The 23,582-nt window shown below is 34.7% G+C and carries 20 protein-coding genes; 15 read left to right on the top strand and 5 right to left on the bottom strand.

Going from position 1 to position 23,582, the window contains the following annotated elements:
- Positions 1 to 94 precede the first annotated feature (94 nt).
- The 4 genes from A9D35_RS07085 (at position 95) to A9D35_RS07070 (ending at position 5,346) form a co-directional block, all read left to right on the top strand.
- Positions 95 to 1,576: an arylsulfatase gene (locus A9D35_RS07085; protein ID WP_066220900.1), complete on the top strand. Its 1,482-nt coding sequence runs from the start codon at positions 95 to 97 to the stop codon at positions 1,574 to 1,576.
- Between the two features lie 303 nt (positions 1,577 to 1,879).
- Positions 1,880 to 2,752: a PAS domain-containing protein gene (locus A9D35_RS07080; protein ID WP_066220898.1), complete on the top strand. Its 873-nt coding sequence runs from the start codon at positions 1,880 to 1,882 to the stop codon at positions 2,750 to 2,752.
- A gap of 135 nt (positions 2,753 to 2,887) precedes the next feature.
- Positions 2,888 to 4,426: an arylsulfatase gene (locus tag A9D35_RS07075; protein WP_066220895.1), complete on the top strand. Its 1,539-nt coding sequence runs from the start codon at positions 2,888 to 2,890 to the stop codon at positions 4,424 to 4,426.
- Between the two features lie 263 nt (positions 4,427 to 4,689).
- A complete protein-coding gene (locus A9D35_RS07070) occupies positions 4,690 to 5,346 on the top strand; it encodes a hypothetical protein (RefSeq protein ID WP_066220892.1) in 657 nt (218 codons plus the stop codon).
- 23 nt (positions 5,347 to 5,369) lie between these two features.
- On the opposite strand, the gene A9D35_RS07065 is transcribed toward A9D35_RS07070, so the two are convergent.
- The gene (locus tag A9D35_RS07065; protein WP_066220890.1) at positions 5,370 to 6,116 is read right to left on the bottom strand and encodes a porin family protein; all 747 of its coding nucleotides are present in this window, start codon (positions 6,114 to 6,116) and stop codon (positions 5,370 to 5,372) included.
- A gap of 272 nt (positions 6,117 to 6,388) precedes the next feature.
- On the opposite strand from A9D35_RS07065, the gene A9D35_RS07060 reads away from it, so the two are divergent.
- The 8 genes from A9D35_RS07060 (at position 6,389) to A9D35_RS07025 (ending at position 15,743) form a co-directional block, all read left to right on the top strand.
- Positions 6,389 to 7,261 carry a PAS domain-containing protein gene (locus tag A9D35_RS07060; RefSeq protein WP_066220888.1) on the top strand — a complete coding sequence of 291 codons (873 nt, stop codon included), beginning with the start codon at positions 6,389 to 6,391 and terminating at the stop codon, positions 7,259 to 7,261.
- 137 nt (positions 7,262 to 7,398) lie between these two features.
- Complete coding sequence (locus A9D35_RS07055) at positions 7,399 to 8,940, top strand: arylsulfatase (protein WP_066220885.1); 1,542 nt, start codon at positions 7,399 to 7,401, stop codon at positions 8,938 to 8,940.
- Between the two features lie 256 nt (positions 8,941 to 9,196).
- Positions 9,197 to 10,171, top strand: a complete 975-nt coding sequence (locus A9D35_RS07050) for an AAA family ATPase (RefSeq protein ID WP_066220884.1) — start codon at positions 9,197 to 9,199, stop codon at positions 10,169 to 10,171.
- Between the two features lie 17 nt (positions 10,172 to 10,188).
- Positions 10,189 to 11,124, top strand: a complete 936-nt coding sequence (locus tag A9D35_RS07045; protein ID WP_066220881.1) for a DUF58 domain-containing protein — start codon at positions 10,189 to 10,191, stop codon at positions 11,122 to 11,124.
- Between the two features lie 3 nt (positions 11,125 to 11,127).
- Complete coding sequence (locus A9D35_RS07040; protein ID WP_066220878.1) at positions 11,128 to 11,646, top strand: DUF4381 domain-containing protein; 519 nt, start codon at positions 11,128 to 11,130, stop codon at positions 11,644 to 11,646.
- Positions 11,636 to 12,628 (top strand): vWA domain-containing protein, encoded by a 993-nt coding sequence (locus A9D35_RS07035; RefSeq protein WP_066220875.1) that lies wholly within the window; start codon positions 11,636 to 11,638, stop codon positions 12,626 to 12,628. The genes A9D35_RS07040 and A9D35_RS07035 overlap by 11 nt, the downstream gene beginning before the upstream one ends.
- Positions 12,629 to 12,630: 2 nt before the next feature.
- Positions 12,631 to 14,382: a VWA domain-containing protein gene (locus A9D35_RS07030; RefSeq protein WP_066220872.1), complete on the top strand. Its 1,752-nt coding sequence runs from the start codon at positions 12,631 to 12,633 to the stop codon at positions 14,380 to 14,382.
- Positions 14,376 to 15,743, top strand: coding sequence for a BatD family protein (locus A9D35_RS07025; RefSeq protein ID WP_066220868.1), 1,368 nt, complete (start codon positions 14,376 to 14,378; stop codon positions 15,741 to 15,743). The genes A9D35_RS07030 and A9D35_RS07025 overlap by 7 nt, the downstream gene beginning before the upstream one ends.
- A 346-nt stretch (positions 15,744 to 16,089) precedes the next feature.
- On the opposite strand, the gene A9D35_RS07020 is transcribed toward A9D35_RS07025, so the two are convergent.
- The 3 genes from A9D35_RS07020 to A9D35_RS07010 form a co-directional block, all read right to left on the bottom strand.
- Positions 16,090 to 16,977 (bottom strand): bestrophin family protein, encoded by an 888-nt coding sequence (locus A9D35_RS07020; protein WP_066220865.1) that lies wholly within the window; start codon positions 16,975 to 16,977, stop codon positions 16,090 to 16,092.
- Between the two features lie 157 nt (positions 16,978 to 17,134).
- Positions 17,135 to 19,342, bottom strand: coding sequence for a M56 family metallopeptidase (locus A9D35_RS07015; RefSeq protein WP_066220863.1), 2,208 nt, complete (start codon positions 19,340 to 19,342; stop codon positions 17,135 to 17,137).
- 1 nt (position 19,343) lies between these two features.
- Entirely contained in the window at positions 19,344 to 19,703 is a 360-nt protein-coding gene (locus A9D35_RS07010; RefSeq protein ID WP_066220858.1) for a BlaI/MecI/CopY family transcriptional regulator, read from the bottom strand.
- Between the two features lie 183 nt (positions 19,704 to 19,886).
- Here A9D35_RS07010 and A9D35_RS07005 point away from each other — a divergent pair, with 183 nt between their 5' ends.
- From A9D35_RS07005 to A9D35_RS06995, 3 genes are all read left to right on the top strand, one after another.
- On the top strand, positions 19,887 to 20,828 hold the full coding sequence (locus tag A9D35_RS07005; protein ID WP_066220855.1) for a calcium/sodium antiporter: 942 nt from the start codon (positions 19,887 to 19,889) through the stop codon (positions 20,826 to 20,828).
- 182 nt (positions 20,829 to 21,010) lie between these two features.
- Complete coding sequence (locus A9D35_RS07000; RefSeq protein WP_066220852.1) at positions 21,011 to 21,364, top strand: ISAon1 family transposase N-terminal region protein; 354 nt, start codon at positions 21,011 to 21,013, stop codon at positions 21,362 to 21,364.
- Between the two features lie 58 nt (positions 21,365 to 21,422).
- Entirely contained in the window at positions 21,423 to 22,343 is a 921-nt protein-coding gene (locus tag A9D35_RS06995; protein WP_218017731.1) for an ISAon1 family transposase, read from the top strand.
- 117 nt (positions 22,344 to 22,460) lie between these two features.
- Here the strand turns inward: A9D35_RS06995 and A9D35_RS06990 are convergent, their stop codons facing one another.
- Positions 22,461 to 23,483, bottom strand: a complete 1,023-nt coding sequence (locus A9D35_RS06990; protein ID WP_066220848.1) for a glutamine synthetase beta-grasp domain-containing protein — start codon at positions 23,481 to 23,483, stop codon at positions 22,461 to 22,463.
- Between the last annotated feature and the right edge of the window lie 99 nt (positions 23,484 to 23,582).

Raw genomic sequence — 23,582 nt, 5'->3', positions numbered from 1 at the left:
GCCAAATTTTTTGTAAGTTTAAAGTGTCAACATGCTTACATCAATAGTATGTGTACTTAGTGTTAATCAATTAACTATTAAATTTAAGTTTTTTATGAGAAAAAATGGACTATTTAAAGCTCTACTAGCCTTTTGTGTGGTGAGTAGTGTTTATGCACAGAAAAAGCCCAATATCTTGGTGATAATGGGTGACGATATTGGCTGGTTTAATACCAGCGCGTATAATAGCGGTATGATGGGGTATACAACTCCAAATATAGATCGAATTGCTAAAGAAGGTATTCGTTTTACCGATGCTTACGGACAACAATCGTGTACAGCAGGGCGTTCGGCCTTTATTACAGGGCAGTCACCAAAGCGTACGGGATTACTAAAAATAGGTATGCCAGGAGATCCTATAGGACTTCAAAAAGAAGATCCAACCATTGCAGAAATGCTTAAACCTTTAGGGTATGCTACTGGACAATTCGGTAAAAATCACTTAGGAGATTTAGATGAATTTTTACCTACCAATCACGGATTCGATGAGTTTTTCGGGAATTTATATCACTTAAATGCAGAAGAAGAGCCAGAAAATTCAGATTATCCAAAAGACCCAGCGTTTAGAAAAAAGTTTGGTCCTAGAGGGGTAATTAAATCTACTGCCGATGGGAAAGTAGAAGATACGGGACCACTAACGAAAAAGCGTATGGAAACGATAGATGATGAGTTTTTGGCAGCAACCAAAACTTTCATTACCAAGCAAGCTAAAGCAGGAAAGCCGTTCTTTACTTGGTTTAACTCTACAAGAATGCACATCTTTACGCACTTAAGCGATGAGTATGCCGGATCTACAGGACTTGGTATCGTAGCAGATGGTTACAAGCAACACGATTTACAAGTAGGAGAATTACTTGATTTATTAGACGAATTAGGGATTGCAGATAATACCATAGTTATTTATACTACCGATAATGGCGCTGAGAAATTCTCATGGCCTGATGGGGGTACTAGTCCGTTTAAAGGTGAAAAGGCAACCACTTGGGAAGGTGGTATTCGTATACCATTTACTATGAGATGGCCGGGTAAAATTGAAGCGGGAAGAGTGTCTAACGAGATTATATCTTTAGAAGACTGTTTACCTACTATCGTTGCCGCAGCAGGTGTGTCTGATGTAAAAGAAAAGTTATTATCAGGGTATAAAGGGTTTAAAGTACATTTAGATGGTTATAACTTTTTACCATATTTAACAGGTGCAGCAAAAGAAGGACCTCGTAAAGAATTCTTTGCTTTTGTAGACGATGGTACTTTAGGAGCATTGCGTTATACGAGATGGAAGTTTCATTTCTCAACTCAAGAACATGAAGGCTTAGATGCTTGGTTACAAGCACAATCTCCTAGAAAAGCACCATTGTTAATAGATTTATATGCAGATCCGTTCGAACAAGCTCCAGAATCGTCTTCGTATTATGGCGATTGGTTAGTAAGACATATGTATGCTTTTGTACCAGTACAAGATATGGTAAAGAATTTTATGGGTACTTTTAAAGATTTCCCTACGCGCCAAGAGCCAGGAAGTTTTACACCTAGACAGTAATAATACAGTTTAATACTAGATTAAAAAGCTTCTTATATGAGATATAGGAAGCTTTTTTTATTGAATGTTATGATGGTTAGATACATGTAATCATCTGAATTTAAGGTATCGCATTTAAATGTTAAAGTCTTATTCTTTTATGAAATTTTGGAGTTGCTATAAGCTAAAATATAATTGGATAAAAAAGATAGGCAAGATGTCTAATTAGATTCTTATTTAAGTCAATAATAAATGAATTTAAGCTTTGAATTAATAATGAAATATAATATGTTTAAATTCAATTTTTAAATGACTCCCAGACCCATGAATAATGTTTTAGTTAGTAATCTAGATTTTTTTGTACAACAGGATTTTTTTAGCCGAAAAATAATAGATCACATCCCAGGGACCTTCTATGTTTACAAGAAACACGACGATGTATTTAAACTTTTTGCTTGTAACAAGCACCATTTAGATGTTTCAGGCTATACTGCAGAAGAATCAATCAATCAAGAACCGTTTTTTTTTGTTGATAGGGCTTCTATGCGTACGATTCATGAAGGTGTCCAGGATATAAAGAATCAGAATTATGCAAAACAGGTTTATGCTAATATTCTAACTAAAAAAGGGGAATTAATACCTTTTGTGTTCGAGGGTTATGGTTTTACATATCGAGATGAGGAATATTTTATGGGTGTAGGTACGGATATTTCCGATTTGACTAAAGCTCATGTCGATTTAAAAAATGAACGACTTCAACGTGATAAGAATGAGAAAGAACTTATAGCGTTAGCATTAAGTAACACAAAAAAAGAAGCGGTGTTATCCTCAATTTCTTCAAAGCTAGATTTAATATTACAGCAAAGTAAAAGTGAAGGGGTTGCTAAGGATATATTAAAGTTAACTAAAGATGTTAAGGCGTCTTTAGCGTTTTCTAAAGATAATTGGCAGAAATTTGAATTGTTATTTAAAAACCTGCATGGCACGTTTTATAAAAACCTGTTATTGAGTCATCCCAATTTAACCAAAACAGAAATGTCTTATTGTGCCTTATTAAAATTACGTATGAGTAAGGAACAGATTTGTAATACCCTAAATATATCTAGAGAAGGGTTAAAAAAGAAAAAGTTTCGATTAAAGAAAAAATTGAATTTAGAAAAACATACAAAATTAGAGCAGTACATTATTAGATTTTAATGTACCCAAAATGTACCTTTTTATTGTGCTGAGGTTTATTTATATTTAAGACAAGGAGATAAGGTTTGTAAAATCAGGATTTTATGAGCTTATTTTCTGTCTAAGAATCAATATTAATTTATAAAAACCAGTTACATGAAAAGAAACAATCTATTGACTTTAGTGCTAACCTGCGGTTTAGTTGTCGGGGCTTTTGCACAAAAAAAACCAAATATCTTGGTCTTGTGGGGAGACGATATTGGGCAATCTAATATTAGTGCCTATACCATGGGACTCGTTGGTTATCGTACACCAAATATCGATAAAATTGCCAAAGAAGGTGTACTCTTTACAGACTATTATGCAGAACAAAGTTGTACAGCAGGACGTTCCTCGTTTATTTTAGGCCAGAGTGTATTTCGTACAGGCTTAAGTAAGGTAGGTATGCCAGGTGCTAAAGAAGGAATTTCGGAAAAGGATCCTACTATTGCAGAATTATTAAAACCGCAAGGTTACTCTACAGCGCAATTTGGTAAAAATCATTTAGGAGATCGCGATGAGCATTTACCAACCAATCATGGATTTGATGAGTTTTTCGGGAATTTATACCATTTAAATGCCGAAGAAGAACCAGAATTAGAGGATTATCCAGATCCAGCTAAATACCCAGATTTTAGAAAAAAATATGGTCCAAGAGGTGTGATTCACTCTACCGCCGATGGTAAAATTGAAGATACGGGACCCCTAACCAAAAAGCGTATGGAAACTATAGATGATGAATCATCGAAAGCGGCCATGGATTGGATTAGAAAACAAAATGCAGCAGGAAAACCATGGTTTTGCTGGTGGAACGGAACCCGGATGCACTTTAGAACTCACGTAAAACCATCACTTCGCGGAAAATCTGGACAAGGTGAATATGGCGATGGTATGATAGAGCACGATATGCATATTGGTATGTTCTTAGATTTGTTAGATGAATTGAATATTGCAGATAATACCATTGTAATGTATTCTACAGACAATGGACCACATAAAAACTCATGGCCAGATGCAGCTTTAAATCCGTTTAGAGGAGAAAAGAATACCAACTGGGAAGGTGGTTGGCGTGTGCCTGCCATGGTAAGATGGCCTGGTAAAATTCCGGCCGGAATGGTTTCTAACGAAATTGTTTCTGGTATGGACTGGATGCCGACGTTCTTAGCAGCCGCAGGAAATGATAAAGTTAAGGATCAATTATTAACGGGGTATAAAGCAGCAGGTAAAACCTTTAAAGTGCATTTAGATGGGTATAATATGTTGCCTTATTTAACCGGACAAGAAGAAGAGGGAAGACGACATGAGATTTTCTATTTTTCTGATGATGGCGATTTAACGGCTTTACGCTACGACGACTGGAAATTAATTTTTATGGAACAAAGAATGCCAGGGACCTTAGCAGTATGGGCGAATCCTTTTACACCATTACGTGTGCCTTTGTTATTTAACTTAAGAAGAGACCCGTATGAGTTTGCTCAAATAACATCTAATACCTATTATGATTGGATGATCGATCACTTGTTTTTATTAGTTCCAGCGCAAAACTATGTTGCAAATTTCTTACAATCGTTTAAAGAATATCCGCCAAGAATGGAGGCTGCAAGTTTTAGTTTAGATAAGGTAATGGAACAACTAAAAACTCCTGCTCAAAATTAAAAGTAATTAATAGCATTTACATTTTTTAAGAAAAGCTTCCGGTTTATAATTGGAAGCTTTTTAAATATCAATATTTGCGATACATGGACTTTTACACGTCTTATAAGTATTGTTTTAATTTACATGTTTCTTTATACTGTCTGGACAAAGCATAGATTTATGTTTTAGAGTTAATTTATGCACGTCATAATTTGTATCTTGTTTAAATGTGTGCTATTAGGTCTTTACAAACAAACACGAAACCCAAGACTAAAAATTTTAATATGATAAAAAAAATAACCTTAATAATTTTTTGTAGCCTATTTACGTTTATGGCTACCGCTCAAGATGCCAATAATCCTATAGATCCTAGTCCAACATTAGGTATCTGGAATCGCTTTTATGGCGACGATTTTTCTCGAATTCAATTACTAGGAAATATGACCATTAACGGGAAATGGTTTGTGAGATTTACAACCGAGTTTGAAGCGAATTACCATGAAGATAGCGAGTTTACAAGTACAAATTTTTTAGCAGCACGCTTGTTTCAATCTGAAAATGGAAAGCATCAATTTGGTGTTGGTGGGGTTGTAAGTTATATAAATCATGCCGGATGGGCCGGTGGGGTTAACTTTGTGTCGGTTAGTAAATTCGGTGCATGGAAAGTTATCACACTAACCACGTTGCAAGGCGGAGATGATATTTTTATGATGGAATTTCAACCAGGATTATATCACGATTTTAATAAGGGCTGGTATTTTAGAAGTCACCCGCGTATGCTTTTTAATTTTGAAACCGGAAATCACGAGGTACCTTTAGGTGCTGGGGTAGGTAAAATATTTAACACAAACGGCCCCGTTGTTAATGTGTTTTTTGAACCGCAGTACGATGTAGTGAATACACGAGCCATGTTGTATACCGGAGTTAAAATGTTGTTTTAAAACCTCATTAAGGAATTGTACATTTATTTTTTCTCTAACTCTACTTCATCTAAGTTTTTTTGAGCCAGCGCATCGGTAATAAAAGGTAAACTTACGTGTACAGCAAAATAACTGCTTCGGTTGTTGCCTGCAGCAAAACTGTCTTTAAATACATCTGTAAACCCTTGGTAATATCTTAAATTAAAAATAATGCCTTTACCATCATTTCCAGCCTTTAAATAATAACCTAGATTAGCAATTATTCCGTAATCTGTTTTGTTGGTATACGATTTTATATTTTGAGAGAAGTCACCTTCAGACCCTTCGTATTCTGCTCGTGCCTTACCTAAAAATGAGATCTGCGGACTTAATCCGAATCTAAAATTAGATCCCGTTGGTTGGTACGCAACTAACACATTTACATCGGTATAGTTTAGTTTATATGTAGCCGGAACATCTTGATATATTGCATTTAAATACGCATCCTCGGACATTAAACTAGCCGAAGATAGGTTGGTGGTTCTAGACGATAAAAAGTAAACCGTTGGACTTAGAAACCAATTGTCTGAAAATTTTATATTACCGGCAATCCCGAAATTAATTCCGTTTTTAATTTTAGAGTGTTCTAAATTTGAAAACGAGTTAAAGGGCACTCCTATTTCCATACTAATATTGAAATTTTCTGAAGCCACTTTATCACCAAAAATCATTGCAATTATTGCAGCCTGAGCAGAAGAAAGTTGTGGTAGTGTTAATAGAATTAAGCAAACAATGGTTTTTAGGTTTTTCATAAGGTATGGTGTTGCGAACTGGTTGTTTTTCGTGATAAGCTATTTGTTGATAAATAGATTGTTGTAAGTGTTTGGTGTAAAGTGCTTACTCTTTCTAAGGTAACTAAAAGGATGTTTATATCAAAAAAAAATAAGTTATAGCTTTAAGGTATTTAAAGTCTGGTGCTTTTTAGATTTTCTATGAGCTAGAATTTTAAGGTTTGCTATTTAAGTTATGAGAACGTAAAAATATACTTTATATTTAGGTTTTAGTTATTTTCAATACCAGAATTATGAGCGATGTTTTAGTTAATAATTTAGACCTTTTTGTTCAGCAAGATTTTTTTAGTAGACAAATAGTAGATAATATCCCTGGCGTGTTTTACGTCTATAAGGAGTACAACGGCGTATATAAACTTTTTACATGTAACGAACAGCATTTAAGAGTTACTGGTTATAGTGCCGAAGAATCTTTTAAACAAGAACCTTTTTTCTTTATCGATAATGCTTCAGTAGATGCTATTGCTCAGGGTTTAAGTAAAATAAAGACTCAAAATTATGTAAAACAAGTATACGGTAGTTTCTTAACTAAAAAAGGAAAATTAATACCCTATGTGTTTGAAGGCTATGGTTTTGAGTATGATTGCGAACACTACTTTATGGGCGTGGGTACCAATATTAGCGATTTGGCTCAAGCCCATCAGGACTTGAAAAACGAACGACTTCAGCGTGAACTTAAAGAGAAAGAACTTTTAGCTTTAACTTTAAAGGATAAGCAAAAGGAGGATGTACTATCATCCATATCTAAAAAGCTCGATCAAATATTACTTAATACAAAAAGTGCTGAGGTTGCACAAAACATATCGAAACTAACCAATGAGATTAATGCGTCTTTAATGTTCTCTGATGATAACTGGCAGGAATTCGAGATGTTATTTAATAATATTCACAAGAATTTTTATGCGCAGTTATTAATTAAGCACCCCAGCCTAACAAAGTCTGAACAGTATTATTGCGCTTTAATTAAATTACACATGAATAGTGAACAAGTTTGTAATACTTTAAATATTACTAGAGAAGGGCTAAAAAAGAAACGCTATCGTTTAAAACGAAAACTGGATTTAAAAAATACTGAGAGTATAGAAAGTTACATAAGTAAGATTTAGTGTCCACTATTTGTCCTTTTATCGTATACTTAGGTTTTATTACATTTGATTAGTTTATTAAAAAAACGATTTAAAAATCGCTTTTAATCAATTAACTTAACATTCAGAATTTTACATTAATTTTTTAAATCAAGTTCATGAGAAAAAACAAACTTTTAACTTTAGCATTAGTCTGCGGCTTTGTCGTAGGAGCTTTTGCCCAGAAAAAGCCAAATATTTTGGTGATTTTTGGAGATGACATTGGTACCACTAACGTAAGTGCTTACGGTATGGGTATTGTAGGGTACCAAACACCTAATATCGACCGTATTGGTAGAGAAGGGGTGATCTTTACAGATTATTATTCAGAGCAAAGTTGTACTGCAGGACGTTCGTCGTTCATTACAGGACAATCCATTTACAGAACAGGGATGTCTAAAGTAGGATTACCTGGATCTGACATCGGACTTAGAAAAGAAGATCCAACTATTGCCGAGTTATTAAAACCACTAGGGTATGCAACAGGACAATTTGGTAAAAATCACTTAGGAGATTTAGATAAGTTCTTACCAACAAACCATGGTTTCGATGAGTTCTTCGGAAATTTATACCACTTAAATGCAGAAGAAGAGCCAGAAAACAGAAACTACCCAACAGATCCTAAATTTAAAGAGGAATTCGGCCCAAGAGGGGTTATTCACTCTACGTCTGATGGTAAAGTTGAAGATACGGGACCTTTAACTAAAAAGCGTATGGAAACTATAGATGATGAAACATCTGATGCAGCCATTGCGTTTATGAAAAAGCAAGTAAACCAAGATAAACCATTTTTTGTGTGGTTTAACACGACTCGTATGCACTTATATACACACGTAAAAGAAGAGCATAGAGATAAACCAGGTTTAACTGCTAGAACAGAGTATGCCGACGGTATGATTGAGCATGATAACCATGTTGGAAAAATGCTTAAATCGTTAGAAGATATGGGAATTGCAGATAATACTATTGTAATTTATACGTCTGATAATGGTCCACACAAAAACTCATGGCCAGATGCTGGGAATAGCCCATTTAGAAGTGAGAAGGAAACAAACTGGGAAGGAGCTTTCCGTTCGCCTGCTATGATACGTTGGCCAGGTCATATTAAGCCAGGACAAATTTCTAACGAAATTGTAAGTGGTATGGATTGGTTACCAACCTTATTAGCAGCTGCAGGAGAACCTAATATTTCTGAAGAATTGAAAAAAGGTGGTCATAAAGCCAATGGTAAAACATTTAAAGTACATTTAGATGGATATAACATTTTACCTTATTTAACAGGTAAAGAAGAGCGTTCGCCAAGAAGAGAATTCTTCTATTTTAACGATGATACGCAGTTAACAGGAATTCGTTACGAAAACTGGAAACTAGTATTCTTGGAGCAAAGACAAGAAGGAACATTAAAAATTTGGGCAGAGCCATTTACACCGTTACGTTTACCAAAAATGTTCGATTTAAGAGCAGATCCATACGAGCAAGCAGATATTACATCTAATACGTACTGGGATTTTGTATTACGTCATGCCTTTTTAATTGTGCCAGCACAAAAAGAAGCAGCTAAATTCTTAGAAACATTTAAAGAATTCCCACCTAGACAAAAACCAGCAAGTTTTAACTTAGAAGAAGTAATGCGTAAACTTTCGGAAAGTACTGGAGGTTAATTGTAATACCTCATTTAATACAGTAAAAGAGCATCTTAATAGGTGCTCTTTTTTTTTGTTTAAGACATCTAGTTTGGCCATAGTTGTGAGCTTCGATTAAAAATAGTGTCCAATTTTGTAATCCTGTCTACTTTATGTCTCTTTTATGGAAAATCTTAAAATCAGAAGTAATTTGTAGTACAGATTTTAATATGCTATAGTGTTTTTTTTATTCCATTTGCTTTATTAACTTTATAGGAAATTTAATTCAAAACGCATGACAGCATTAGAAGCCATCAACACCTTAAAAAAAGAAATGTCAGTCTCAATTATTGGGCAAGATAATTTAATAGACCGTATTGTATTGGTTTTGTTGGCCGATGGTAATATGCTATTAGAAGGATTACCAGGTTTAGCAAAAACACGTGCTATAAAAACCTTATCTAAGTATTTAGATTGCGATTTAAGCAGAATACAATTTACACCAGATTTATTACCTACCGATATAACCGGAACAGAAATCTATCAGCCCGATGCAGAAGAGAAGTTCTCTTTTCAAAAAGGACCAATTTTTAGTAATCTTATTTTGGCCGATGAGATAAACCGTTCGCCAGCGAAGGTGCAATCGGCACTTTTAGAAGCGATGGAAGAACGCCAAGTTACGGTTGCAGGAACAACCTATCCTATGGAGCCTCTATTTATGGTTATGGCCACCCAAAACCCGATAGAACAGGAAGGAACATACCCATTGCCTGAAGCGCAAATGGACCGTTTTATCATGCATGTGGTGATTGATTATCCAGATGATGCTTCAGAATTAGGAATTCTTCGTTTAAATAAGAAAGAACAATCTGTGGTTTCAAAAGAAAATAAAGTAAAACCTGAGACCATTTCACAACAGCATATTTTTGATGCTCGAAATGAAATTAATACTATAAAAGTAACTGAAGAACTCGAAAAGTATATGGTGAGTTTAATTTCAGCAACACGTTACCCAGACCGTTTTGATAAAGGTTTAGCCGAATGGATCGATTTTGGAGCGAGCCCGCGTGGTACCATTGCTCTAGACCGTTGTAGCCGTGTTAATGCTTGGATGAGTGGTAAAGATTTTGTGTCTCCAGATAATATTCAAGCTGTAATTAAAGATGTATTAAGACATCGTATAGCACTTAGTTATAAAGCCAGAGCAGAAGGAATAACCGTAAATCAAGTTATCGAAAAGATTTTAGAAGTGGTAGCCGTTGTTGCATAATAGTTAAAACGAAAAACATGGCTTCAAAATCACAAACAGATTCTGTTTTTTTAACCCTCGAACATTTGTTAAAATACGAGTGGCTTAACACCGTGCTTAATTTTAAAGTAGGTACGCAAAAATCGAATAGCGTATTGTCTGGTAGATATGCCTCGCGTTTACGAGGAAGAGGTTTAGATTTTGAAGAAGCTCGCCCTTATGTTATTGGCGATGATATTAGAAATATAGACTGGAAAGTAACAGCCAAAACCGGCGTAACCCACACCAAAGTATTTACAGAAGAAAAAGAAAAGCCGGCGTTTATTTTTGTCGATCAGTCGCCAACTATGGGATTTGGGTCGGTTAATAAAACTAAAGCGGTAATTGCAGGAGAATTGGCAGCAATCTCGGCCTACAAAATAATGAAAGGTGGCGATCGCGTTGGGGGTTTAGTGTTTAAAGGCGATAGCTATGATTTAACAACGCCTAAGCGCGATCAGCGAAACATGCTACAGTTTTTTCAGCATATTGTAGATGCTAATAATAGCATTTACGAACATAAACCTTTCGATTTTTCTGAAGCTTTAAAAGGTGTTATTTCTAAACTTCAAAACATCATTACACACGATTTTTTAGTGATTATAATCAGTGATTTTTTTAGATATAATAAAGAAACCATACAGTATTTAAGTTTACTATCTGAACATAATGATGTGGTTTTGGTAAAGGTGTTCGACCCGATGGAAGAATCACTTCCGAAGGAAAAAATTACACTAACCAATAACGAGAAACAAATTAGTATTTCAAAAAACAGAAAACGTATTGTAAAGGATTTAAAAGAAGATTTTAAAACCAATTACGATGGCTTTAAACAAGAAATAGAAAAATATAATATTACACTTTTTAAAATTAATACGGTCGACCCTGTGGAAGATCAATTAATAAAAGTGTTTACCCAATACGAATCGAAGTAATATATGCTAGTATTCAAATTATATAATTTAATAGTACTTCAAGATGCTACTACAGCTTCCGATTTGGCTATGGGAGATATTATTGAACCAGCACCAGTGCCATTTACGTTCGATACGATAGGTTGGAAAATAGTATTTGCCTTAATGATTCTATTGTTAGTTTTTATAGGGTATAAGATATACAAGCATTATAAAAAGAAGCAGTATTTAAGGGAGGCTATTGCACAAATACAAGTCTTACAACACCAAACAGATTTAGATGCCGTGTCTTTTATAAATGCCGTAATGTTTCAATTAAAACAAACGGCCTTACAAACTTTTGGAAGACAGCAAGTGGCCGGTTTGCATGGTGCAGATTGGTTACAGTTTTTAGATGATAAGGTACAAGGTTCAAATTATAAAGGCGATGAAGCTTTAATTTTAGCGGCTGTATATAAGCATGAGGTGTCAGATTCGGCCTCATTCAATAGAGAATTATTTAGTAATAAAAGCATTAATTGGATAAGAAAGCATGCCAGATAATTTCCATTTCGAATATCCGTGGGTTATACTGTTACTACCATTACCGCTCTTGGTATATTGGTTGTTACCAGCTATAAAAAACCGAAGTAGTGCTTTGCGGTATCCTTATTTTAATAGAGCCGCGACGGTATCCGATCAAAAACCTAAAAAAGCATCTCAGGTAAAAAAACGTAGTTGGTTTGCTTGGTTGGTCATGTATAGTATCTGGGGATTATTAGTAGTGGCTTTAGCCTCGCCAGAATTGGTTGGGAAACCAGAAAAGAAAATAAAAACAGCACGAAACTTTTTAATCGCTGCCGATATTTCGTTTAGTATGGCCAATACCGATTGGTATATAGACGACAAACGTACAACCCGTTGGTCTGCCGTAAAACATATCATGAAAGATTTTGTAAAGGAACGAAAAAGTGACCGTTTAGGTTTGCTATTCTTTGCATCTAATGCCTATATACAAGCCCCTTTTACTTCCGATTTAAAAACGGTTAGTACGATGTTAGACGAGGCCGATGTGGGGATGGCCGGGCAAATGACGAATATTGGGAAAGCTATTGTAAAGGGCATGGACATGTTTAAGCGCGATACGATTCCACATAAGGTGATGTTAATTTTAACCGATGGTGTAGATTCTGGAATGGAAATTTTACCATTAGATGCTGCTAACTTGGCCAAAAAAGATTCGACAGTAATTTATACTATTGGTATTGGCGACCCGACATCTAAAGATTCAGATTTAGATGAACGCACCCTAAAGGATATCGCCGAAATGACCAATGGTAAGTATTTTAGAGCGATAGACACAGAAGCACTTCAGAATATTTATAAGGAATTAGACACGCTAGAACCTATAGAATATGAAGAAGAAAGTTTTACGCCAAAAACACTATTATATTATATCCCGTTAGGAATAGCATTGGCTCTAGGAGCGTTATCTATTGCAGTTAGCCTTATTATTTTAATTGTAAAACGATTTAAATCGACTTAAATATGGAGGTTTGGAAAGACATAGATTGGGATAAATTCCATTTTTTACGAGCCGAATATTTATGGTACGGACTTCCTGTAGCTATACTATTGTTGTTGTGTATCCTAGTTTATGGTGAAAATAATGCGTGGAAAAAACATATTGCCAAGCACTTACAACCTTATGTGATTCAAAAGGGAACGACCTGGAAATCGCGTCTGCTTTACCTGTTTGTTATGCTTGTTTTTGCCATTGGGTTTATTGCTTTTTTAGGTCCGACCTGGAACGAACAAAAGGCTCCTGCAAAAAAGGTAGCTTCAAAATTAGTGATAGCTTTAGATTTATCGCAAAGTATGCTTACCGAAGATGTATCGCCAAACCGATTAGAACGGGCTAAATTTAAAATTAACGACTTATTAAAAGCTAATCCGAGAGCAGAAACAGCCCTTTTAGTGTTTGCCGCTTCTACGCATACGGTTATTCCTTTTACTACAGATTATAAAATTATTACCGACAATTTAGATGGTTTACAACCACACATGATGCCAGAACGAGGGACAGGATTTAAAATGCTGTTTCAGAAATTAGATACCTTGTTTACAGATAATAAGGCTCCAGGTAAAATTTTGTTATTTACAGATGATTTGGTGGGGATGGATACACCGGCAGTTAGTGCCTTTGTACAACAGCACAATGCCGTATTAAGTATTTACCCGTTGGCAACGGAGTCTGGTGGAGAGGTACCGTCTTTTTATAATCATAAAGTGGCTTTAAAACACGATAAAAAAGTAGTGTCTTCCGCGCTTCAAACCGATAAGGTTATTGCTTTACAAGGTATTGAAGGTGTAAAAGTATTAGATATGACTTTAGATAAAAGTGATGTTACTCTTTTTGCAGAAGATATTAGCGACCACCTTATTTTTGAAGAGAAACCTAAAAAAGAGGAGGAAAATTGGCAAGACAATGGATTTTGGTTATTAATTCCGTTAATGGCTCTGTTTTTATTCAGCTTTAGAAAAGGATGGAGTTTGTTGGCTGTATTGTTATTTGTTGGTTTATCATCCTGTAATTCTTCAGACGATCCGAAATCAAAAGAAAACGAAGAGTCTTTTCATTTTAAAGATCTATGGTACACCAAAGCCTATCAAGCCCAGCAAGAATATGATGCTGGAAATTATTTAGCCGCAGCCAAAGATTTCGACGATCCCCTAAGAAAAGGAGTAGCGTATTATAAAGCTGGAGATTATGCAAAAGCAAGAGAAGAGTTTCAGAAAGACACCACCTCGAACGGACAGTATAATTTAGGAGTAACTTACGCGAAGCTCGGCGATTTAACCAAAGCGAAAGCAGTTTTTGAAACTATAGTTTCTAAGGATTCTACGAATACACAAGCCCAGAAAAACTTAACTAGCGTTCAAGAAGCTATGTCTAAAAAGTCTGGTATGTCGGCAGAAGAAAGCAAAGTTGAAGATGGTAAGCCAAGCGCTAAGAATGAAAAAAATGATTCTATGGAAGATTTTAGTGGTGGCGGACAAAAAGCGACTAAAAAGCAAATGGAAAGACAACGTATGGAGGAAGAGGTGGCTACTGGAAAACGTAAAGGTAAGGAGTTAGATGAATTACCAGATGATTTTAAATCTGGAAAAGGCGGGATTCCAAACAATATATTAATGCGTAAAGTAGATGATGATCCTGCATTATTTTTAACTCGAAAGTTTAAATATCAAGTTAAAAAAAATCAAGTAAATGTTGAACAAACTCAAACAACATGGTAGCTAAATTAAAATTAACAGCGGTATTGTTTTTGTTGTGTAGTGCCTTAGGTTACAGTCAGCATTTGGTGAGTTATGTTACCACGAATCATAACGAGGCGTATATTGGTCAGCCGGTGCAAATGACGGTTTCTGTATACACGAGTACTTGGTTTACTTCGGGAATTAACTTGGGGAACATTCAAGTAGATGGGGCTTTAACTGTTTATTTTAGATCGGTAAGTAGTAACAAAACCTTTAGCGGAAAACAGTATTCTGGTGTCGATTTTATATATAACGTTTTTCCTACTCAGGAAGGAACGATTACCATTCCTGCTTTAGAAATAAATGTGGAATCGCCACAAACAGGAGGGTATAAAGGGATTAAGCATGTCATACATACCAAACCGAAATCAATTACAGTAAAGGGCGTGCCGCTTGGCTATAGTCCAGACAATTGGTTGGTGTGTGGTAATTTAACCATTAACGAAAAATGGAATTCAGATATTAAGCACGTAAAAGTAGGCGATGTATTGCAACGTACCATTAGTAGAACGGCATCTGGAACTTTAGGCGAATTTATTCCAGCTGTAGCTTGGGATAGTGTGGCCGGGGTGAGTATTTACCCTAAACGACCATCGGTAAACACGAATAAAACGAAGACTTATGTATCTGCCAGCAGAACCGAAGGAGCTAATTACTTGTTTGAAAAAGAAGGACCTGTAACCTTACCAAGAATTGAGTTTGTACATTGGAACTATAATACGCATAAATTTTATAAAAAGATAATCGATTCTGTAACCATAAATGTGGCACCTAATCCAGATTTAAAGATGCTTTCGGGAATTAAAAAGCAATTGGAGGCCGAAACTGTTGCAGAGTCTGAAGAAGATAAACCATTCTTAATTTTAGGCTTACCTGTAAAAACATTTATTAAGTATCTGTTATTTTGTCTCGTTGCTTTATTTTTATTGTTTACGTTCTTGCGTTGGGCCATTACTACAGCTATTAAACGCCATAAAGCCTATAAAGTTTCAGAGCGTTATGCCTTTAAAAAAGTAGTTCTAGCTATACATCACGATACCAATTATGCTGTATTAAATGCCTTAAAGATTTGGTTGTTAAAACTGAATCCGGAGATCCCTAGTATGGAAGCCTTTCTTCAACGCTATGGCACGCCAGATGCTTTAAGAAACTATCAGCAGTTAGAGAAACGGGTGTTAGAAGCTAGTTCAAGTACATATAATGCTTCTGCCTTTAAAAAAGATTTAGAAGCCGCTAGAACAACGTATTTACAATACCATAAAGCGGAATTGGAATCTAAACCAAAAGACCTTAGTAAATCTGATTGGTTAAACCCTACTGCTCCAAAAAGTAGATATTGATTCTTAGTTGGTAGTTATTAGTCTTTAGTTTTTAGTCGGTAGTTAATAGTCCTTAGTCTTTAGTGTGTAGTAAGGTGAATAGTTGGATTGAAACTTTGATAATCTTTACTCTTGGTTCCCTATTCTTGTTTCTAATTTTCAAATTGATTAATCGTTACATTAAATAATTATTACATTATCCGCTTGGCCATTGAGTGCTGTAATGAAGAGCAACAGAATTACAGAGTATCGAAATGGGATATTAGTCTTTAGTTTTTAGTCGGTAGTTATAAGTAGAACAAACTGTTGATTTGAAACCTTTATAATCTTTACTCTGGACTCCCTATTCTTATTCCTAGTTTTCAAACTAAGGATGTAACACTTCCTGTGTGTGTTTCTTTATGTTTTCGGCCATTTTATCTAATGGTAAATCGTCAAAATCATCTCCAAACGGATCTTCAATGGCTTCGGCAATCAACTCCAAAGACGCTAAAACATATAAAATAAACGGTACGGCCAGAACAACAAAATATCCTAAAGAGAACACATAGCCTATAGGCAGTGTGGCTACATAAAGCACAATGAATTTTTTAATAAATGTGCTATAGGAATGCGGAATAGGGGTGTTTTTAATGCGTTCGCACGCTCCGCAAATATTCGTTAAACCTTCAAGTTCGTTGTTAATAACGAGTAATTGTTCTCCAGAAATTTTATGTTGCTTATAAAGTAAATTCGTTTTTTTAAAGATTAAAGCAGCGACATGATTCGGACCGTGTTTTTTTCGACTAAAGGCATCACCAAGTTCTGGATGTTCATTTTCATCTAACATAAACGTGGTGTAATCAGACTTTAAAAAGGCAAACAAACTCTGTGAATACATGGGGATTGCTTTTCGGTAAAAATGGCGTAAGGCGGCATCATCATCTTCTAAAAAAGCATTGATTTTTAATGCTAAATTTCGACTTACATTGGTTAATGAACCCCATTGCTTTCGGGCTTCCCACCATCTGTCGTACGCTGTATTGGTTCTAAAAACTAGTAAGAGGGATAGCGCAAAACCCAAAAGACTATGAACAATGGTGATATTTTTTACCCAACTTTTTGCAGATAAATTTAAATACTCTAGCTCTAAATAAGCAATACCACCAGAAAATGCAGCGGTGATTAATAAATACGGATATAGTTTTTTTAAGGTGTCGGACCTTCTTATGTAAAAAACGGCTTTAAACCATTCCTTTGGGTTGTATATTCTCATGCTTCAAAGATAATACGATATCTTAAATTAGCACAGATTTTGTATCCTTGGTTAGCCTTTAAATTTGAAATATATTGTGAAAAAATAATAAAGGCCCCACGTTTGTTACAACTTAAGAGGCCCTTGTTTTTTATAATTTGAAAGAGATAGATTGGTGTTATTTTTTAAGTGTAATCTCTATAACATCATCTTTAGCTCTGTCTCCATATTTTTCAATTGCTTTTTCATCTTTTAAAACGTTTACGGATTCAATTGTACCCGGATCAATATCCTCTATTTTAACTCCTTTAGCTTCTTTACCGTCAATAAAATAGATTGGATTTTCCGAATGTTCTATAGTAAATACTTCTGTTACTCCAGCACTAATTTCCCAAGGATTTGAATTGGTTTTACTAGACTTGGTAGTAATTTCTAAAACACCATGTTTACCTTTATCTCCATATTTTTCAATGGCTTTTTCATCTTTTAAAACCATAATATTATCAATTGTGTCTGGGTCTATGGCTTCCATTTCTTCTCTTGAAATTTCCTTTCCGTTTAGAAAGGCTAATGGTGGATTCTTGGAACTGGATTCGAGAACTGTTTTAGGACTCGCTTTAGTTGCTCTAACTTTAATGGCATCTTTAGGTTTAGTAGTAATAACCACAACACCATGTTTACCTTTTTCGCCGTACTTTTCAATCGCTTTTTCTCCTTTAAGAACAAATACAGAATCAATGTTTTCGGGAGCTATTTTATTCATTTCATCTTTTGAAATTTCTTTTCCATTTAAAATATATATAGGATCTGTAAGTGTATAAGTAGATGGATTCCCTTGAGGTGGATAGACCGTTCTAGTTGTTGTACCGTCCTCATCCATAAAAACGGTTTCAGAAATATGATATTCGTATCCTTCTTTTCTATTAGAATTCATCCTAGCTTTGGTTGAATCCGTTAAGTCAGTTGTTTTTCCGTCTTCATCTGTAAATGTAACACTGTTTATACCGTAAGTTTTTTTGTCTTGTTGAGAAGATTGATCCGTATTTTTTAAGGTAACATATGTTGTTTTTCCATCTTCGCTAATAAACATTACATTTTCATCGTTATACTCTTCACCAGAAGATTTTATTACAATACTTGAGCCATCACTAGTAGGGATTATAAATGAATTTTTATGATTTACCTGTGAAGCGTTTTTAGAGGATGTAAACATGACTTCCTTGTTGTTTTGAACTACATTGATACTCATCAATTTTGTTTCATATTGATATGAAATATTTATGGGTGAAATAGGGGTGTCAGCATCCGTTTTATAATTTACTTCATCAGTTTCAGTTTTTGATTTGATTGAAATAGCAATGATTTCATTAGCTGTATTACGCTTTACTTTATTGATTTTTAAATCTACATCCATTGATTCAAACATGTTTTCTAGAGATTCAAAAGTACTGTCTGGAGTATCTTTGTTGATGATGGTGTTTATTTCGCTTTTAATTGTAGCAGATTCAAGCTCTTGGTTTTGAACTTGGGTATACACCGTTTTCGTATTAAAGCTCATTAAAAAGGCTGCTAATAACGGCGCAATAACCATGTATTTTAAAGCATGAATGGGTTTCGATTTTGAAGTGTTTAACATAAGAATTCGTTTTTTGATTAATGAATTGTAAAAATTGGTAGTAAGTGCCAGTTGATGAGAAGGCACCGATGTTTTTAATAATATGTTTTGATAAGAAGTTACCGTAGCGTTTTTAGTTTTTGGTATGGACTTATAATCTGCTAAAAATTCTAAGTTTTGTATCAGGGCATTTTTGTATAACCATACTAGCGGATTGCACCAAAATGCTATAGTTGCTAGTTTTGAAAGTAATATGTCGATAGTATGATAGTCTCGGGCATGAACTTTTTCATGGTTAATAATATGGTTTAGCTCTGATGCTGTAAACTGACTTGGGTTGTAAACAATGGTTTTAAAGAAAGAGAAAGGAGAGACCTCTTGGTTGGTTTCCGAAATTTTAAATCCATGATCTAATTTGATGTTTTGAGAATTTATAAACGTTTTAAGTGAAATACATTCAATTATAAAACGTATTGAAAAGAAGAGCACACCTAATAGGTATACCACTATGGCTAGGTTTAGCCAAGAAAAATATGAAATAGCTTCTTCTGGGGCGGTGGATTCTGAGGTTATAAACTGACTTAAATCTAAAGTCGTAGGTTCTTGAGCAACATAAATAGGAATTATAATTAAAGGTAATACTGCGGATAGTATAAGGCCTGAAAGTAAAAACCAACGGTTACTATTAAAAAAGGTTTCTTTTTGAAGCCATAGCATGTAAATTAAATAGAACATACCCAGTACGGCCGATGCTTTAAGTAAGTATTCCATGCTAATTGTTTTTTTCTATTACTTTAATTATTTCTTTTAGTTCTTCGACGCTAATTTTTTCTTCCTTCGCAAAAAATGACACTACATTTTTATACGAATTATTAAAATAATGTTCAATAGCATTATTCATAAATCGTTTTCTATAAGCTTCTTTAGTTACCAATGGATAGTATTGATGGGTTTTTCCGTAGGCAGTATATCCCACATATCCTTTCTCTTCTAAATGTCTAATTATAGTAGATAGGGTGTTGTAATGCGGCTTGTCTTCTTTTATTTCGTGTAACACATCTTTTACAAAGGCACGCTCTAGCTTCCATAAAATGTGCATTATTTCTTCTTCTTTATTGGTGAGTTTTTGCATGTGTAATTCTCTAAATATTGATCTGATTCAAATATATAACTATTTTTGTAGTTATATAACTATCAAATTAGTTATTTAACTATTTTTTTGGTTTTTGGCTGGTAAATTTATTTTAATCGAATTTATAATACGCTTTATAGAATTGGTATTTCTGTAGTATATTCGCATAAAATATGTAGAGCTATGAGTTTACTTTGGGTTATTTTAGGATTATTGTTATTGGTTGTAGGGGGTGAGTTTCTGGTGCGCTCGTCGGTAGCATTATCGTTTAAATTAAAAATCTCAAAATTAGTCATAGGTATGACGGTGGTGTCTTTTGCGACATCGGCACCCGAACTTTTAGTGAGCTTACAAGCGGCCTTAGACGGAGCTTCAGATATTGCATTAGGAAACGTAATTGGATCGAACATCGCCAATATAGGATTGGTGCTAGGAATCACGGCAATTATTTCTCCGCTTACCGTAGATCGCGGCTTTTATAAATTAAATTGGCCGGTTATGATGTTGCTGTCTGTAGTGCTTTATTTCTTCTTGAAAAGTGGAAATGTCCTTGATTTATGGGAGGGAGCAGCGCTTTTTGTATCGTTAGTTATTTTCTTAGTGGTATTAATTAAAAGCTCTGCAAAAGATAAAATTGCTGTTGAAGATGTAGATGATACGTTACAGAGTACGTCAAATTTTAAAATATTTTTATGGTTGTTAATAGGTGGGGCTGCACTATATTATGGTAGTGAATGGCTTGTAAAGGGCGCTATAGAAATGGCTACTGCTTTAGGTGTTAGCGAGCGTGTAATTTCTGTTACCATGGTAGCCATTGGTACAAGTGTACCGGAATTAGCGGCCTCGGTTATTGCGGCTTTAAAGAAAGAAAAAGCTATTTCGTTAGGGAATTTAATTGGTTCTAATATTTTTAATATTGCTTGTGTATTGGGCATTACATCTATGATTCAGCCTATAAATGTAAATAGCCCAGCAATTCTTACTACAGATATTTTTTGGATGTTAGGTTTCTCGGCCATTCTAATTCCCCTCGTGTTTTTACCTAAACGTTTTGAGTTAAGCCGACTAAAAGGTGCTTTTATTTTTGTAGCCTATTTGGTGTTTTTATACACCACATTTATGTAGGAATTATTCAATCTTAAAATTAGAAACAAGAATATAGAGTCAAGAGTTTAGATTGTAAAGGTTTCAATTCAACTGTTAACTTTACTACCAACTACCAACTACCAACTAATAACTAACAACTGGCTCAACACAAAAAGTTGTGGAGTACAAAAAATTGGAAGACCTTTGAATAAAAGAAATACATGTCCTCAGACACTCTATTATCAATTGCTAATTTATTACTTCCAGAAGTTTTAGTAACCTATTTTGACTTAACTAAGCATGAGGTTAAAGCTGAAGAAATTCATTTTTATTTCACAGAACTAAACAATGCACCATTGGATCATAAAGATGAAAAACTACACTCTAAAGGTTTTTTTCCAGAAGCTAGTATTCAGGATTTCCCCATAAGAGGTAAGAATGTTTTCTTACATATCACTAGACGAAGATGGATTAATCAAGACACTAATAAAGTGGTTACAAGGGATTGGAAATTAGTAGCAAAAGGCACTAGAATGACTAGTGAATTTGCTGCTTTTTTAAAAGAACTCTATTAGTAATAATGCTTCTTGCACAACTCTGGTCGCTAAATTCTATGGAGTAAACCCTAGAAGTATGCAAAGACAATATAAAGATTATTTAAGTGACTTTAAATCTTGGGATCAAAAGTCGCATGCAAGAAATTGGATGTTATTTCCTCAAAACATCGGGGGTTACCTTTCATTGGACGAAACAGCTTTCTCCAATGGTGATTTATATACCATAATAACAAATAAATCCGCAAAAGGAAAGACAGGAGCTATAATAGCAATGGTAAAAGGAACCAAAGCTGAAACGGTTATTAATATACTACGCAAAATCCCTCTAAAACAAAGAAGTAAGGTTAAGGAAGTAACTTTAGATATGGCTGGAAATATGGGACTGATAGTTAAGAAATCATTCCCCAATGCGACATTGGTTATAGATCGTTTCCATGTTCAAAAATTAGCACTAGATGCATTACAAGAGATTAGAATTAAGCATAGATGGGATGCTATAGACCTAGAAAACGATGCTATAGAAAAAGCAAGAAGTAAATCCCTGAAGTTTACCCCTGAACTCCTTAAAAATGGAGATACACTCAAACAGTTACTCGCTAGAAGCAGATATTTACTATACAAATCAAGTTCAAAATGGACTAAAAATCAATCTCAAAGAGCGGAAGTTCTATTTCAGAGATATCCAGATTTAGAAAAGGCATATAATCTATGTCAGAACTTATCATGGATATTTAATAATTCAAAAGATAAAACATCTGCATTAATTAGACTAGCGAAATGGGATGAAAAAGTAAGAAAAGCGGAGTTTAAAAGCTTTAATACAATAGCAAGAACCATGTCTATTCATTACAAAAATATACTAAATTATTTCGATAACAGAAGTACAAACGCATCGGCTGAATCTTTCAATGCTAAAATAAAAGCTTTTAGAGCACAATTTAGAGGTGTCAGAAATATAGATTTTTTCTTATTTAGACTAGCATCTATTTATGCGTAATATATAAATCCCACAACTTTTAGACTTGATCCTAACAACTACACTACCGACTACAACTAAAAAAACCGCCTGAAATACATTTCAGACGGTTTTTGTATAAAGTTATATACTCTTAAATTATAATTTTGCAGACTTAACTGTTTTTATAATTCTAGCAGCAATCTTGTATGGATCTGCGTTTGAAGCTGGACGACGGTCTTCTAACCATCCTTTGTATCCTTTTTCAACAGCGATTAATGGAATACGGATAGAAGCTCCTCTATCTGAAACTCCCCAAGAGAAGTCTGTAATAGCAGCAGTTTCGTGTAAACCTGTTAAACGTTGGTCGTTAAACTCTCCGTAAACAGCAATGTGTTCTTTAACCACTGGGCGGAAAGCTTCACAAATAGCAGCGTAAACTTCTTTATCTCCACAAGTTCTTAATGTACTGTTAGAGAAGTTTGCGTGCATACCAGAACCATTCCAGTCCATATCTTTACCTAGAGGTTTTGGGTGATACTCGATATAGTAGCCATACTTTTCAGTTAAACGGTCTAATAAATATCTAGCAATCCAAATTTCATCTCCAGCTTTTTTAGCACCTTTTGCGAATAATTGGAATTCCCATTGTCCACAAGCAACTTCTTGGTTAATACCTTCAAAGTTTAAGCCAGCTTCGATACATAAATCAGCGTGCTCTTCAACTAAGTCTCTACCGTGAGTGTTTTTTCCACCTACAGAACAGTAGTACATACCTTGAGGAGCAGGGTAACCACCAATAGGGAATCCTAAAGGAAGTTGTGTTTTAGTATCCATAATAAAGTATTCTTGCTCAAAACCAAACCAGAAATCATCATCTTCATCATCAATAGTAGCTCTACCGTTAGACACGTGAGGTGTTCCGTCTGCGTTCATAACTTCGGTCATTACTAAGTAACCGTTAATACGATCTGGGTCTGGGTAAATGGCAACAGGCACTAATAAACAGTCAGAAGATCCTCCTTCTGCTTGTCTTGTTGAAGAACCGTCGAAAGACCAGTTTCCTATTTCTTCTAAAGTCCCTTTAAAGTCTTCGTGCTCTTCTACTTTAGTTTTGCTTCTCAAATTTTGAGTTGGAAAGTACCCATCTAACCAAAGGTACTCTAATTTAATCTTAGCCATAATTTTATTAAGTAATAGTTATTAATGTCAGTAACAAATATAAATTAATTTTTGAGTTACCATGTAAAATAGTAGGGTGGATTCTATATTTTTATGAAA

Source organism: Formosa haliotis (assembly GCF_001685485.1).
GTDB lineage: Bacteria > Bacteroidota > Bacteroidia > Flavobacteriales > Flavobacteriaceae > Formosa > Formosa haliotis.
Note: the sequence above shows the minus strand (reverse complement) of the source record. Positions and strands in the feature narration are given on the sequence as shown.

Excerpts from the sequence above, each read along its gene's own strand:
- A9D35_RS07085 (WP_066220900.1), top strand. The coding sequence starts at position 95 with ATGAGAAAAAATGGACTATTTAAAGCTCTACTAGCCTTTTGTGTGGTG.
- A9D35_RS07080 (WP_066220898.1), top strand. The coding sequence starts at position 1,880 with ATGAATAATGTTTTAGTTAGTAATCTAGATTTTTTTGTACAACAGGAT.
- A9D35_RS07075 (WP_066220895.1), top strand. The coding sequence starts at position 2,888 with ATGAAAAGAAACAATCTATTGACTTTAGTGCTAACCTGCGGTTTAGTT.
- A9D35_RS07070 (WP_066220892.1), top strand. The coding sequence starts at position 4,690 with ATGATAAAAAAAATAACCTTAATAATTTTTTGTAGCCTATTTACGTTT.
- A9D35_RS07065 (WP_066220890.1), bottom strand. The coding sequence starts at position 6,116 with ATGAAAAACCTAAAAACCATTGTTTGCTTAATTCTATTAACACTACCA.
- A9D35_RS07060 (WP_066220888.1), top strand. The coding sequence starts at position 6,389 with ATGAGCGATGTTTTAGTTAATAATTTAGACCTTTTTGTTCAGCAAGAT.
- A9D35_RS07055 (WP_066220885.1), top strand. The coding sequence starts at position 7,399 with ATGAGAAAAAACAAACTTTTAACTTTAGCATTAGTCTGCGGCTTTGTC.
- A9D35_RS07050 (WP_066220884.1), top strand. The coding sequence starts at position 9,197 with ATGACAGCATTAGAAGCCATCAACACCTTAAAAAAAGAAATGTCAGTC.
- A9D35_RS07045 (WP_066220881.1), top strand. The coding sequence starts at position 10,189 with ATGGCTTCAAAATCACAAACAGATTCTGTTTTTTTAACCCTCGAACAT.
- A9D35_RS07040 (WP_066220878.1), top strand. The coding sequence starts at position 11,128 with ATGCTAGTATTCAAATTATATAATTTAATAGTACTTCAAGATGCTACT.
- A9D35_RS07035 (WP_066220875.1), top strand. The coding sequence starts at position 11,636 with ATGCCAGATAATTTCCATTTCGAATATCCGTGGGTTATACTGTTACTA.
- A9D35_RS07030 (WP_066220872.1), top strand. The coding sequence starts at position 12,631 with ATGGAGGTTTGGAAAGACATAGATTGGGATAAATTCCATTTTTTACGA.
- A9D35_RS07025 (WP_066220868.1), top strand. The coding sequence starts at position 14,376 with ATGGTAGCTAAATTAAAATTAACAGCGGTATTGTTTTTGTTGTGTAGT.
- A9D35_RS07020 (WP_066220865.1), bottom strand. The coding sequence starts at position 16,977 with ATGAGAATATACAACCCAAAGGAATGGTTTAAAGCCGTTTTTTACATA.
- A9D35_RS07015 (WP_066220863.1), bottom strand. The coding sequence starts at position 19,342 with ATGGAATACTTACTTAAAGCATCGGCCGTACTGGGTATGTTCTATTTA.
- A9D35_RS07010 (WP_066220858.1), bottom strand. The coding sequence starts at position 19,703 with ATGCAAAAACTCACCAATAAAGAAGAAGAAATAATGCACATTTTATGG.
- A9D35_RS07005 (WP_066220855.1), top strand. The coding sequence starts at position 19,887 with ATGAGTTTACTTTGGGTTATTTTAGGATTATTGTTATTGGTTGTAGGG.
- A9D35_RS07000 (WP_066220852.1), top strand. The coding sequence starts at position 21,011 with ATGTCCTCAGACACTCTATTATCAATTGCTAATTTATTACTTCCAGAA.
- A9D35_RS06995 (WP_218017731.1), top strand. The coding sequence starts at position 21,423 with ATGCAAAGACAATATAAAGATTATTTAAGTGACTTTAAATCTTGGGAT.
- A9D35_RS06990 (WP_066220848.1), bottom strand. The coding sequence starts at position 23,483 with ATGGCTAAGATTAAATTAGAGTACCTTTGGTTAGATGGGTACTTTCCA.